Source organism: Pseudomonas sediminis (assembly GCF_002741105.1).
Classification (GTDB): domain Bacteria; phylum Pseudomonadota; class Gammaproteobacteria; order Pseudomonadales; family Pseudomonadaceae; genus Aquipseudomonas; species Aquipseudomonas sediminis.
In genome coordinates this window covers 139,448-151,519 of sequence record NZ_NIQU01000001.1, presented here as the reverse complement: position 1 = coordinate 151,519, position 12,072 = coordinate 139,448, and the positions used below count along the sequence as shown (strand labels likewise).

At 64.2% G+C, this 12,072-nt stretch carries 9 protein-coding genes and 1 riboswitch; of the genes, 2 read left to right on the top strand and 7 right to left on the bottom strand.

What is annotated here, in order from left to right:
* Positions 1-3: 3 nt before the first annotated feature.
* The 6 genes from CDO35_RS00765 to CDO35_RS00735 form a co-directional block, all read right to left on the bottom strand.
* Positions 4-207, bottom strand: a complete 204-nt coding sequence (locus tag CDO35_RS00765) for a cysteine-rich CWC family protein (protein WP_099522132.1) — start codon at positions 205-207, stop codon at positions 4-6.
* The gene (locus tag CDO35_RS00760) at positions 207-1,673 is read right to left on the bottom strand and encodes a sensor domain-containing diguanylate cyclase (RefSeq protein ID WP_099522131.1); all 1,467 of its coding nucleotides are present in this window, start codon (positions 1,671-1,673) and stop codon (positions 207-209) included. The genes CDO35_RS00765 and CDO35_RS00760 overlap by 1 nt, the downstream gene beginning before the upstream one ends.
* Positions 1,674-1,974: 301 nt before the next feature.
* Complete coding sequence (gene uca / locus CDO35_RS00755) at positions 1,975-5,658, bottom strand: urea carboxylase (RefSeq protein ID WP_099522130.1); 3,684 nt, start codon at positions 5,656-5,658, stop codon at positions 1,975-1,977.
* Positions 5,659-5,822: 164 nt separating this feature from the next.
* The gene (locus tag CDO35_RS00750) at positions 5,823-6,458 is read right to left on the bottom strand and encodes an urea amidolyase associated protein UAAP2 (RefSeq protein ID WP_099522129.1); all 636 of its coding nucleotides are present in this window, start codon (positions 6,456-6,458) and stop codon (positions 5,823-5,825) included.
* Positions 6,459-6,468: 10 nt separating this feature from the next.
* On the bottom strand, positions 6,469-7,197 hold the full coding sequence (locus CDO35_RS00745; RefSeq protein ID WP_099522128.1) for an urea amidolyase associated protein UAAP1: 729 nt from the start codon (positions 7,195-7,197) through the stop codon (positions 6,469-6,471).
* Positions 7,198-7,414: 217 nt separating this feature from the next.
* Entirely contained in the window at positions 7,415-8,482 is a 1,068-nt protein-coding gene (locus CDO35_RS00735) for a putative urea ABC transporter substrate-binding protein (RefSeq protein WP_099522127.1), read from the bottom strand.
* Positions 8,483-8,550: 68 nt separating this feature from the next.
* A riboswitch (guanidine-I (ykkC/yxkD leader) is annotated at positions 8,551-8,648 on the bottom strand.
* A gap of 333 nt (positions 8,649-8,981) precedes the next feature.
* Between CDO35_RS00735 and CDO35_RS00730 the strand changes: the two genes are divergently transcribed.
* Both CDO35_RS00730 and CDO35_RS00725 read left to right on the top strand, forming a co-directional pair.
* Complete coding sequence (locus CDO35_RS00730) at positions 8,982-10,007, top strand: isopenicillin N synthase family dioxygenase (RefSeq protein ID WP_099522126.1); 1,026 nt, start codon at positions 8,982-8,984, stop codon at positions 10,005-10,007.
* On the top strand, positions 10,004-10,936 hold the full coding sequence (locus CDO35_RS00725) for a hypothetical protein (RefSeq protein WP_099522125.1): 933 nt from the start codon (positions 10,004-10,006) through the stop codon (positions 10,934-10,936). Before CDO35_RS00730 ends, CDO35_RS00725 begins: the two co-directional genes overlap by 4 nt.
* 297 nt (positions 10,937-11,233) lie before the next feature.
* Here CDO35_RS00725 and CDO35_RS00720 read toward each other — a convergent pair whose 3' ends face one another.
* Positions 11,234-12,049 (bottom strand): ABC transporter ATP-binding protein, encoded by an 816-nt coding sequence (locus tag CDO35_RS00720; RefSeq protein ID WP_099522950.1) that lies wholly within the window; start codon positions 12,047-12,049, stop codon positions 11,234-11,236.
* Positions 12,050-12,072 lie beyond the last annotated feature (23 nt).

Below are 12,072 nucleotides of genomic sequence, written 5' to 3'. Positions count from 1 at the left end.
GGCTCAATCGCGCTCGCGAGGCTCAGTGGCCTTCAGCGCACCAGCACAGGCCGGGCACAGGCAGGCCTGGTTGCGTTGCTCGGGCGTCAGGCGCTGCAGTGCGGCAGGGTCGATTTGCGCGTCGAAGCACCAGCAGGGTTCATCACGCCCGGCGGCGACGCTGCACTGGTTGCTGTTGCCGCATAGCGGGCAGTGTTGCGTGTCCATCAGCTGTCGACGCAAACGCGGTCGCGCCCCGCCTGCTTGGCGCGGTACAGCGCGCGGTCGGTGCGGCCGAGCAGGGTGTGCAGGCTCTCGCCAGCGTGCCATTGGCTGAGGCCAAGGCTGACGGTGACCTGCAGGCTCTGGCCTTCGACGTCATAGCGCTGTTCGGCGCATTGCTGGCGCAGCTTCTCGGCCAGATCGTAGGCGGCCTGGCGGTCGGTGTTCTTCAGCAGCAGGATGAATTCCTCGCCACCCCAGCGGCAGAGAATGTCGGCCTGGCGCAGCGTGCCGCGTAGTTGCTGGGCGAAGTCATGCAGCACCTGGTCGCCGGCGAGGTGGCCGTGCTGGTCGTTGATCAGTTTGAAGTTGTCGAGGTCCAGCAGCACGGCGCACAGCGGGCTGCTGTCGCGCTGCGCTTCCTGCAGGGCCTGTTCGGCGAGGATGTCGAAGCCACGGCGGTTGGGCAGTTCGGTGAGGCTGTCAGTCGTGGCCAGGGCGGCGATGCGCTGCTGGTAGCGACGAATCGCCAGGCTCACCAGGGTCAGCACGATGGCGGTGACCAGCAGGCACAGCAGCAGGTTGATGTAGAGCCCCTGGCGGATGCCGGCCAGGGCCTTGTCCTGCTTGTCGACGAACAGGTACCACTCCAGTTCGGGGATGTAGCGCACGTTGAGGAAGTGCTCGCGGCCCTGTTCCTGGTATTCGAACTGGCCGCTTTGTGGCGTGGGCAATTTTGCCATCAGGCCGTCGAGGCCGGGCACATCGGCCAGCGAATCGCCGACCCGGGCACCCATTGGCCCGCCCTGGGCGCCGGTGAGGGTGATGCGCCCGGTGGTGTCGACGAAGTAGACGCTGCGTTCGTAGCGCGCCTGGTACTCGTCGATCAACTTGACCACGGCATCGACCGCCAGGCCGACGCCGGTGGCGCCGATGAAGCTGCCGTCGTAGTCGAACACCTTGTAGTTGATGAAGATGGTCAGGCGGTCGGCGTTGGCCATGTCGACGTCGACATTGATCTCGTAGGGCTCGGGCAGCATGCGCACGCGGTAGTACCAGACATCGCGCGGTTCTTCCGGCTTGACCTGCTTGAGCACGCCCTTGGCCTGGTAGTAGGTGCTGGTCTTGTCGGAGACGAAGAAGCTGGTGAAGGCGCCATAGTGCTCCTGCACTTCACGCAGGTAGCGGGTCATCTGCCCGGTGTCCTGTTCACCGGCCAGCACCCAGTCACGCAGGAAGGTGTCGCGGGCCATCATCGAGGAGATGAGGATGGGACGCACCAGGTCCTTCTGGATTTCCGAATAGACGGTGTCGGAGGTCAGCGGCAGTTCGGTGTTGATGATGCTGTTGCGAATGGAGTCGCGCGAGGCGTAGTAGCTCAGCAGCGAAGTGGTGAGAAAGCCGCTACCGAGCAGGAACAGGAGCAGTAACACCAACGAGGTTTGCGTGTGCCGTTTGGGGCGCAGGGACATGGGTGAATCCGGGAGCGGGTTGATGGCGTGATGCTAGCTTGCCGGGAGGGGATAGCGCCAGTTGTGATCACAATTGGCGCAGTTATGTGGCCGGGATTTCATCCGGGCCACGGACTGTAGGAGCGGATTTATCCGCGATTGGTTTTTTTGGGTATTGCGGTGGAGCATAAAGCTGTCGCGGCTGAAGCCCCTCCCACAGGGAGTCGGTGTTGGTGTGGATCGCGGCTGAAGCGGAATGCCGCCCAGCCGCTCCTACAGGATGTTCGCGGACCCTGTAGGAGGCGCTTCAGCTGCGAGCGTTTCAGGCTTCTTCCAGTACCACCACACGCTGTCCGGCACGTACCGGCGAGCCCGGTTGCACACGCACTTCGCGTACGGTACCGGCTATTGGCGCGGTCAGCGGAATCTCCATCTTCATCGACTCGAGGATCACCAGCACGTCACCAGCCTGCACTTGCGCGCCGGGCTCTACCTGCACCTGCCAGAGGTTACCGGCGATATGGCTTTCGATGGCGTGCTGGCCGGCGTCGAGCGGGGCATCCTCACCCTGCTCGGGGGCTGCTTCCTCGACTTCGAAGTGCGCCTGGCCGCTGTCGATCCAGCGTTGGCGTTCGGCGTCGAAGGCGGCGCGCTGCTGCTGGCGGAAGGCGGCGATGCCCTCGGCTTCGTCATCGAGAAACTGTTGGTAGTCAGCCATGGCCAGTTCGCTCTGTTCGATGCGCAGCGGGTAGCGGCCCAGCGGGAAGTCGCGGCGGATGCGTAGCAGTTCGTCAGCTGATACCGGGTAGAAGCGGATCTGGTCGAAGAAGCGCAGCAGCCAGGGCTTGCCGTCGAAGGCTTCGACCGCGCGGTAGCGGTTCCACATCTGCAGGGTGCGGCCGACGAACTGGTAGCCGCCGGGGCCTTCCATGCCGTACACGCACATGTAGGCGCCGCCGATGCCGACGGAGTTTTCCGCCGTCCAGGTGCGCGCCGGGTTGTACTTGGTGGTGACCAGGCGGTGGCGCGGGTCGAGCGGTGTGGCCACTGGCGCGCCGAGGTAGACATCGCCCAGGCCCATGACCAGGTAGCTGGCGTCGAACACGGTGCGATACACCTCATCGAGGTTCGGCAGGTCATTGATGCGGCGAATGAACTCCAGGTTGCTCGGGCACCAGGGGGCGTCCTTGCGCACGGTGGTCATGTATTTTTCTATTGCCAGCTGGCAGGCCGGGTCGTCCCAGGACAGCGGCAGGTGGACGATGCGCGAGGGTACTTTTAGGTCGCGCGCGGCGCAGACGGCGTCCCACTCGCCCGCGACGATGTCGAGCAGCGTCTGCAGGGTCAGGGTTTCCGGCTGGTAGTGCACTTGCAGCGAGCGGATGCCGGGGGTGAGGTCGATCACGCCGTCCAGTTGCTTGGCCTCCAGTGCCTGCATCAGCGCATGGCCACGGAAGCGCAGCACCAGGTCGAGTTCTGGCGCACCGATTTCCAGCAGTAGGTGGGTGTCGCCGGACAGGCGTGCGACCAGACGGGTATCGGCATGGCCGATGTCGAGGACGATGGGGGAAGCCAACACCGAACGGCTCCCTCTCCCATTTATGGGAGAGGGTTGGGGAGAGGGGCTTTGGGCGTTTTCAAGAACCCTCTCCCCCGGCCCCTCTCCCGCAAGCGGGAGAGGGGAGACAAGCGTGAGTTCTGCGTATTCACGTGCATTGCTTTGCGCCAACTCCCGCGCCGTGGCGATATCCACCGGCACGAAGCGCACCTTGTCGCCGGCCTTGAGTTGGCCGAGCTGCCACAGGTCGGCTTCGATGATGGTTACCAGGCAGACGAAGCCACCGAGGCTGGGGCCATCCGGGCCGAGGATCACCGGCATGTCGCCGGTAAAATCCACCGCGCCGATGGCGTAGGGGTTGTCGTGGATGTTGGAGGGGTGCAGGCCGGCTTCGCCGCCGCTGTCGCGCACCCATTCCGGTTTCGGCCCGATCAGGCGTACGCCGGTGCGGCTGGAGTTGAAGTGCACTTCCCAGTCGGTGGCGAGGAAGATGTCGACATAGCCGGGCGTGAAGTATTCCGGCGCGCCGTGCGGGCCGTAGATCACCCGTAGTTCACGCACGGCCGGCAAAGCGGGGCAGAGTTCTGCGGGCAGTTGCGCGCCGCTGCTGGTGTCGCTCAGCGGCAGCAGGTGCAGCACGTCGCCGGCACGCAGCGCGCGGCCGCCGTGGCCGCCGAACTGGCCGAGGGTGAAGGTGCTCTTGCTGCCCAGGTAATCCGGTACCTGGATGCCGCCGCGAATGCTCAGGTAGCTGCGCGCACCACTGCCTGCGATGGTGCCAAGGGTTAGGGTGCTGCCGGCTGCGATCAGCAGCGCGGTGTTCATTGGCTGTTCCACGCCATCGATGCTCAGTGGAATCTCGGCGCCAGTCACCGCGATCACGGCATCGGTGTTGAAGCGCAGCAGCGGGCCGCTCATGGTGATTTCCAGCGCGGCGGCGCCCTCGTCATTGCCGAGCAGGCGATTGCCCAGGCGCAGGGCGCGGTCGTCCATCGGCCCGGACGGCGGCACGCCGACGGCCCAGTAGCCGAGGCGGCCGGGGAAGTCCTGCACGCTGGTCTGGGTGCCGGCGCTGAGCACTTCGAAGGTGGTCGCCTGGTAGGCGAGATTCTCCAGGCAGCGCGTCCATGGCGAACCGCTGGCGAAAGGCGCGTCGCTGAGGATCTGGCGCAGGTAGTCGCGGTTGCATTCCACGCCGTACAGCACGGAGTCGGCCAGGGCCTGGTCCAGCGCTTTGGAGGCCTCTTCGCGGCTTGGTGCCCAGGTGATTAGCTTGGCGATCATCGGGTCGAAGTAGGGCGGAATTTCGCAGCCGGCTTCGACCCAGGTGTCGATGCGCAGGGCCTTGCCGTCGGCTGCAGGAAACTGCACGGCGGTGAGCAGGCCGGGGCTGGGCTGGAAATCGCGGCCCGGGTCTTCGGCGTACAGCCGCGCCTGAATGGCATGGCCGGATGGTTTGAGTGCTTTGGCCAGCTCGCTCAGCGGCGGCAGATCGCCAGCCGCCAGTTCGATCATCCAGCGCACCAGGTCGACGCCCCATACCTGTTCGGTAACGCCGTGTTCGACCTGCAGGCGGGTGTTCACTTCCAGAAAATAGAAGCGCTCGGCCTCGCTGTCGTAAACGAATTCGACGGTGCCGGCGCTACGGTAATTGACCGCCCTGGCCAGCTTGATCGCCGCCGAGCACAGCGCCTCATTCATGCCGGCCGGCAGGTTCGGTGCCGGGGTTTCTTCCAGCACCTTCTGGTTGCGCCGCTGCACCGAGCAGTCGCGCACGCCGAGGGCGAGCACCTCGCCCTGGCCATCGCCGAACACCTGCACTTCCAGATGGCGGGCACGCTGGATGTACTTCTCGATGAAGACGCCGCTGTCGCTGAAGTTGTTCTGGCCCAGGCGTTTGACTGCCTCGAAGGCGTCGCTCAGTTCCTCTGCCGAGCGGCAGACGCGCATGCCGATACCGCCACCACCGGCGGTACTTTTCAGCATCACCGGGTAGCCGACCTGCTCGCCAGCGACCAGCGCGGCGTCGAGGTTTTCCAGCAGTTCGGTGCCTTCAAGCATCGGCACGCCGTGTTGTTTGGCCAGGGCGCGGGCGGTGTGCTTGAGGCCAAATACGCGCAGTTGCTCTGGCGTCGGGCCGACGAAGGCGATACCGGCGGCTTCACAGGCTTCGGCGAAGGCGGCGTTTTCGGAGAGAAAACCGTATCCTGGGTGGATGGCTTTAGCGCCAGTCTGTTTGGCGACGGCGAGAATCTTGTCGACCACCAGATAGGTCTGTGCGGCCGGGCCGTCGCCGAGCGAGAAGGCTTCAGCGGCCTGCTGGATATGCAGGCTGGCGGCGTCGGCTTCGGAGTAGACGGCGACGCCGCCGACGTTCAGCTCACGCAGGGTGCGCAGGATGCGGCAGGCGATGGCGCCACGGTTGGCGATCAGGAGTTTGTCGAACATCAGGGTGACCCTCGAAGGTCATGGCGGGCCGTCCCGCCGTCATTCGTCATGTGCCACGGTCGTCCGTGGTGAAAAGTCCGGTGATGCGTGTTGTGCGTGCTGGGGACAAATTTTGTAGGGCGGGTGAAACCCGCCGGGCCTTGGCGGGTTTCACCCGCCCTACGTCAGTTCCACACCAGCACTTCGGCCGGCGTCGGGTTCCAGCCGTTGCAGGGGTTGTTCAACTGCGGGCAATTGGAGATCAGCACGATCACATCGGTCTCGGCTTTCAGCTCCACGTACTTGCCGGGTGCGGAGATGCCGTCCTCAAAGGTCAGGCCGCCCTCCGGCGTTACGGGAACGTTCATGAAGAAGTTGATGTTGGCGCCGATGTCGCGCTTGCTCAGGCGGCCGTCGTGCAGGCTGGCGCGCAGGAAGTTGTCGCGGCAGCTGTGCATGTAGCGTTTGTCCAGGGCGTAGCGCACGGTGTTGCTCTCCTGCGCGCAGGCGCCGCCGAGGGTGTCGTGGCGACCGCAGGTGTCGGCGACGATGGTCAGCAGCGGTTTGCCCAGGTTGGAGTAGAGCACCGTGCCGGTGGTCAGGTAGACGTTGTTCTGCTTGCGCAGGGTGCGCTGTGGGTCGAAGCGCTCGCGCGGGTTTTTCGCGGCGAAGAACAGGGTGTCGATCGCCTGGTTGCCTTCCAGGTCGTGCAGGCGCAGGGTCTGCCCGGCCTTGACCTCGAACAGGTAGGGTTCGCCCGCCGGGATGGTGTGGCGGAACGTGGCGGTTTCGGGATGCAGGTTGCTTGCGGTCAGGCTCATGTCGGCACCCTCAAATGTACTGGCGTTCGGTGTTGTGGAAGCCGCGGCTGTTCTCCGGGCGCGAGGTGCGGCAGAGCACGGTGATGCCGTCGCTGTCGACCTTGCTCCAGGTCAGTTGCACCGGTTTGGGTGCGTACTGCGGGTTCGGGTCCATCGGGTGTTGCAGGGCGGTGAGCACTACCAGGGTGTCCATCGGCGCGTACAGCTCGATGTAGTCGCCGGCCTTGCTGTTATTGGGTTGGAAGTGGAAGGCGCCGTTTGCGTCGACATCCACGCGGCTGAACAGATTGAGGTTCATCAGCAGGTCGAGCAGGTTCAGGTCCCACTTGCCCATCTCCACCAGCAGGTTGTCCATGCCGTTGCGGAAGAAGCCGTTGCGCAGTTCCTGGTAGCGGCCCTGGCCGTATTTCTCCAGCACTTCGTCGGCGTTCAACACGCCGCCGAAGCTGTCGTGCCAACCGCAGGTGTCAGCGGTGATGGCCGCCAGCACCTTGCCCATGTCCGAATACAGGCAGTGGCCGGCGGTGAGCTTGGCGGTGTGCTGGCCCTTGAGGGTGTCGGGTAGGTTCAGGCGCTCGCTTTTCTCGGCGGCATTGAACAGCAGCAGGCTGACGTTGGCGCCACCCTCGATATCGGTAATGCGCAGCAGCTGTCCGCGCTTGAGGATGAATGAGGTGTGGCCGCCGCCGGGGACGGTTTCCTCATAGAGAGCGGGGCGCAGGGTGAGGGCAGTAGTCATGGGTACCTCGAGATCAAAGCCTGGTCGTCAGGCGCCGGCAGGGGCGCCTGATCATCGTTGCGATACGTTTGGTTTAGGGCGGCTCTAAAAACGTTGGCGAGGCAGTCAGCACAAGGCAAAAACAGGCGAAAAAGCGGAGTTTACGAGTAGTAAATGAGCATTTTGAGCCTGTTTTTAACGCAGTGATGGCAACGCAGGTAGTTTTTAGAGTTGCCCGTCAGAGCTTGCCGTCGACGGCCATTTGTACGTAGCTCGGGTCGAAACGCAGCTTGATGTTGGCGCTGTCGCCGGTTGTCACGTCGCCCGCGAAGGTCATGCCGATGGCGTCTGCGCTGCGCGCACCTTCACCGAGGATGCCGTGTTCGAAGCTGAAGTTGGCGACCTTGGTCATGGTCTCCGGCAGGGCCGGGCTGGTGACGAAGTCCAGGGTTTCCTTCGGCGTGTAGAACAGTTTGGTGGTCGCCAGTTGCGACTGGTAGCCGGCCAGGTCGGTGCCGGAGGCCTTGGCCATTTCGGTCAGGGCGTCGGTGGCTTCCGGGGTGCCGGCCTGCATCAGTTCGAGAATCTCGAACCAGGCGCCGACCAGGGCTTTGCCGAAGTCCGGGTTGTCCTTCAGGGTCTGGGTGTTGACCACCATCATGTCGAGGATTTCACCGGGGATCTTCGACGAGTCGAACACCTCAGTGCTGCCTGGCTGAGCCTTGATCTCGGCGAGCATCGGGTTCCAGGTCGCAGCGGCCTGCACGCTGGGGGTGGTGTAGGCGGCGATGATGTCGGCGTCGGAGGTGTTCACCACCGTCACGTCGCGCTCGCTCATGCCTGCGGTTTCCAGGGCGCGGGCGAGGAAGTAGTGGGAGACCGAGAGTTCCACCAGGTTGACGCGCATGCCTTTGAGATCGGCCAGGGTCTTGCCCTCGCCCTTGATCAGCAGGCCGTCGTTGCCGTTGGAGTAATCACCGACGATCAGCGCGGTGCTGTCCACGCCACCGGCGGCAGGGATGGTCAGGGCGTCCATGTTGGTCATGGTGCAGCCGTCGAACTGGCCGACGCTGTACTGGTTGATGGACTCGACATAGTCATTGAGCTGCACGACATCGATGTTGATGCCGTATTTCTTCGCCCATTTGTCGATGATGCCGGAGGTGCTGGCGTGGCCCCAGGGCATCCAGCCGGCGTAAAGCGTCCAGCAGACGCTGAAGTTGTCTTTCTTCTCGGCGTGAGCGCTGAAGCTGAGTACCGCGGCCAGACCGGCAGCGGCGAAGGAGAACAGACGGTACTTGCGCATTTGGAACCTCCAGTCTTGTTGAGTACGGGCAGGAGTCGCGGCACGTTTCGAATCGTTCGAAAGGCGCGTTCTCCCGGGCTTTTATCCCGCCGTGTAACCTCACTGGAGGTCGATGACTCTCGGACCAGCACTTGCCAGGCAAGTCGGAACCCTAGTCATCCATTTCGCAAATTGTGGTGCCGCGATTCCGGGAAATCCCGGTTAGAACCTGCACACCCAAGCTGTAGCGAATAGCGTGCCAGCTCGCCGAGGCCCGTGATTGGGCGCTGCGGCGGCACGTGCTGGCGCTTGCGCGCTGCCTGATGGTGCTTGCGAGGGATTGGTTGCACTGCTCTGGGGCGAGTTTGCGCGTGGGATAACCGCTTGGCGGCGTTATGGCGGTGGCATGGAAATCGCTATCGACCCTGTTGCAGAGGCGACCTCGCTGCCGCCCTCGGGACGACCCGACCCGCTGCTCGTCTGGACGACCAGGTAACTCACTTGTTCAAGGGAGATTGCCATGGCGCATACCCACTTCACGTCCATTCCTCTGATCAATGTTGCCGGGCTGTATGCCGACGACCTTGCCCAGCGTCAGCGCGTTGCCGACGAGCTGGGCCGCGCCGCTCGCGAGGTCGGCTTCCTGCAGATCACCGGGCACGGCATTTCGCGCGAGCTGCGCGAAGGACTGATCCAGCAGGCGCGCAGTTTCTTCGCCCGCCCGCTGGAGCAGAAGATGCGTTTCTACATCGGCCAGTCGAGCAACCACAGCGGCTACGTGCCGGAAGGCGAGGAGCAGTTTGCCGGCGGCAGCAAGGACCTCAAGGAAGCCTACGACGTCAATTACGACTATACCGCGGCGCCACAGGTCTATCCGCTGCTGGGGCCAACGCAGTGGCCGGACTCGGCTGACTTCAAGCGCGAGGTCGGCGCCTACTATCGGGCGGCGCTGGCACTGGGCGACACGCTGTTTCGTGGCTTCGCCCTGGCGCTGGGGTTGGCCGAGGACACCTTCGCCGGTATCACCCGGCAGCCCACCAGCCAGTTGCGCATGATCCATTACCCGCTCGATCCCGATCCGGTGGCCGACCGTCCCGGTATCGGCGCACACACCGACTACGAGTGTTTCACCATTCTGTTGCCTACCGCCGAAGGCTTGCAGGTGCTTAACGGCGATGGCCAGTGGATCGACGTGCCGCTGGTGGAGGACGCCTTCGTGATCAATATCGGCGACATGCTCGAGGTGCTCAGCAACGGCAACTTTGTCGCCACCTCGCACCGCGTACGCAAGGTCAGCGAGGAGCGTTTCGCCTTCCCGCTGTTCTGCGCCTGTGACTACCCGACGCGCATCGCGCCGATTGCCGGCTTGCCAGCGCGCGGTGAGCGTGTGTACGAGCCTGTGAATTGTGGCGATCATCTGTTCGCCCAGACCGCGCAGACCTTCCGCTATCTGCGCGAGCGGCTGGAGGATGGTTCGCTGCAACTGCCCGATGGTGCCGCGGGTTTGTCCAGCTTCGGCCAAGGTCGTCGGGAGGTGACGGTATGAACCTGCTGGAACTGGCTGCACGTTACCCGCAGCGCGCCGAAGGCGGCGTGCCGGACTGGATGCTCGGGCACTTTCGCCGCCGCACCATCAGCTTTGCCGATGGCCGCAGTGACGAGCGTACCCAGGTGCACTGGCTGCAAAGCCGCACCTTCACCATCGACTTGCGCTTGCCGGATGCGCCCGCGCTGCCGGTACGGGCCTGGCAGGACTACGGCGCCGCCGAGCTGCGCCAGCTTGCCAACCATGAAGGCTGGGTGGCCGATAGCGTTTGGGAGAACGGCTACCTGAGCTGGCATGGTGGCGTGTCCCTGCAACTGCACAACCGCTGGCCGGAGCCGGCGCAGTTACAGCGCATCGGCAATTGCATGATCGAGTTCGGTACCACGGGCGCCTATGTCGAGGACTGGCGTTTGCAAGCTAGCAGCGGGCCGCTGATCGGTCTGCGTTTGCTGGAGGAATGCGACGCTGAAACCGGCGAGGTGCTGCAACGCGGCGGTGGCCTGATTCTCTGTGGCGAGCAGCTTGGCTGGGTGCATGGCCGGGGAGCAGAGCCTGGCGAGTCAGCGTTGCAACTGCGTGAGCGCGCCGAACTGGCGCAAGGTGATGGTGAGGCTTTGGCCGCGTTGTTCGACTGCGAGACTTCGTTGGCTTACGCCGATCAGCAGGGGCGTTACCAAGTGGCGTTGTCGACCATGCCGGCACGGGTGGGGCAGATGATTTCGCTGGAGGGCTTCGAGCTACCTGGAGCAGGGCGCGTCTGTCAGCACCTGCAACGCCCGGACGGCCGTGCGGTGGTGCGGACGTTCATCATCGATACGTTGGAGCCGGATTGGTGTGCGGAACTCGCCACGCCGACTACCGGCGAGGCGCAGCGCTGGTTTGCCGCGGAGAGCGAAACGCTGTCTCGGTATCTTGAGGTGTTGAACTAGCTATCGGTGCTTGCGTGATGCTCCGCTGAAAAGCTCGCCGCTGAAGCGCCTCCCACGGTTTGTCTCTGATCGATTTGTGGGAGGGGCTTTCGGCTCGGGCATCCTGCTTCGCTCTACCTCCTGCATCCATGCAGTCGTAGCCGCGACGCTTTGGTTGGATCGAAACGATGGCTCCGTAGCCCGGATGCAATCCGGGAAAACGGTCCCGATGATCCCCGGATTTCAGCCAAGCTACAGCTGCGCCTCTGTGACCGGAGGCGCAGTCGGTGCGCCGTGCGCACCGTAATTGCCGCTCAATCAGCGGGTGGCAATACGCTCGGCCAATTCGCTGGGCAATTGCACCTGCGCCCGGCGCGTCTCGTTCAGGGGGATGTCGTAGGTGATGCGCGCGCCATAGGCGTTGGGCGCCTGCGGGTCGTGACGCACCTTGTCGAATACCAGCAGGCGGGTGCCGAGGCTGAAGCCTTCGGAGAGGTCGTGGGTGACCATGAACACGGTCAGGCGGGTCTCCTGCCACAGCTCCAGCAGCAGCGCGTGCATGTCCTTGCGGATGCCGGGATCGAGGGCGCCGAAGGGTTCGTCGAGCAGCAGCATGCGCGGTTGCATCACCAGTGCCTGGGCGATGGCCAGGCGTTGCTGCATGCCACCAGAGAGCGCGCTGGGGTACTTGTTCAGGGCATGGCCGAGGCCGACCTTGGTGAGGATTTCGGCAGCGCGTTCGCGAGCTTCGCGTTTGGCTGCGCCGAACAGTCTGCCCAGCAGCTTCGACTTCGGCAGCTCAAGGCCCAGGGCGACGTTGTCCAGTACGCTCAGGTGCGGGAATACCGAGTAGCGCTGGAACACCACGCCCCGGCTCGGGTCGGGCTCGTTGGGTAGCGCCTGGCCGCCGAGCAGCAGCTCGCCACGGCTCGGTCGTTCCTGGCCGAGCAGCATGCGCAGGAAGGTAGATTTGCCGCAGCCGGAGGCGCCGACCAGGGTGCAGAACTCACCCTCGTTGACTTTGATGTTGAGGCGTTCGAGCACGACCAGGTCGCCGTATTCCTGCCACAGGTTGCGCGCTTCGATAAAGGCGGGTTTCCCTGTGCTTGCAGGAGGCGTACTGGAGTCGTGCATGACGGGTTCACTCAGTGGGACGA